Genomic DNA, 1,139 nt, shown 5'->3' on the forward strand with positions numbered 1-1,139 from the left:
CATTTCTGGCCCAAGTTCGGGGCCGACCTGAAGCCGCTGGGCGACGCCTTCATCAAGCTGGTCAAGATGGTCATCGCCCCGGTGATCTTCCTGACCGTGGTCACCGGCATCGCCGGCATGCGCGACCTGGGACGCTTCGGACGGGTGGCCTTGAAGGCCTTCGCCTACTTCCTGACCTTCTCGACCCTGGCCCTGATCGTCGGCCTGATCGTGGCCAACGTAGTCCAGCCGGGCGCGGGCATGAACGTCGACCCGGCCAGCCTGCACAGCGACAAGATCGCCGACTATGCGGCGAAAGCCCACGAGACCACCATCGTCGGCTTCCTGCTGCACATCATCCCCGCCACCGTGGCCGGGGCCTTCGCCGAGGGCGAGATCCTGCAGGTGCTGTTCTTCTCGGTGACCTTCGGCATCGCTCTGGCCCTGGTCGGCGATCGCGGCCAGCCGGTGATCGACCTCCTGGAAGCCACCGCCCACGCCTTCTTCAAGCTGGTGGCCATCCTGATGAAGGCCGCCCCCGTCGGCGCCTTCGGGGCCTTCGCCTTCACCATCGGCAAGTACGGCATCGGCTCGGTGATCAACCTGGCCGCCCTGGTGGGCACCTTCTACGCCACCTCGGCGATCTTCGTGCTGGTGGTGCTGGGCGCGGTGGCCCGCTTCAACGGCTTCTCGATCCTCAAGCTGCTGCGCTACCTCAAGAGCGAGCTCCTGCTGGTGCTGGGCACCAGCTCCTCGGAATCGGCCCTGCCCAGCCTGATGGAGAAGATGGAGAAGGCCGGCTGCGCCAAGCCGGTCGTGGGCCTGGTCGTGCCCCTCGGCTACTCGTTCAATCTCGACGGCACCAACATCTACATGACCCTGGCGGCCCTGTTCATCGCCCAGGCCACCGGCGTGCACCTGTCGCTGGGCGACCAGCTGGCCCTGCTGGGCGTGGCCATGCTGTCGTCCAAGGGCGCGGCCGGCGTCACCGGCGCGGGCTTCATCACCCTGGCCGCAACCCTCTCGGTCGTTCCCAGCGTCCCCGTCGCCGGCATGGCCCTGATCCTCGGCGTCGACCGCTTCATGAGCGAGTGCCGCTCGCTGACCAACTTCATCGGCAACGCCGTCGCCACCGTCGTCGTCGCCCGCTGGGACAAGGC

General features: G+C 67.4%; 1 protein-coding gene. It reads left to right on the forward strand.

From position 1 onward, the window contains the following. The coding region (locus tag G5B46_RS24100; RefSeq protein WP_165263220.1) for a dicarboxylate/amino acid:cation symporter at positions 1 to 1,139 on the forward strand (1,139 nt) is incomplete at both ends.

It is taken from the genome of Caulobacter sp. 602-2, from assembly GCF_011043625.1.
In the GTDB taxonomy this organism is placed as follows: Bacteria; Pseudomonadota; Alphaproteobacteria; order Caulobacterales; family Caulobacteraceae; genus Caulobacter.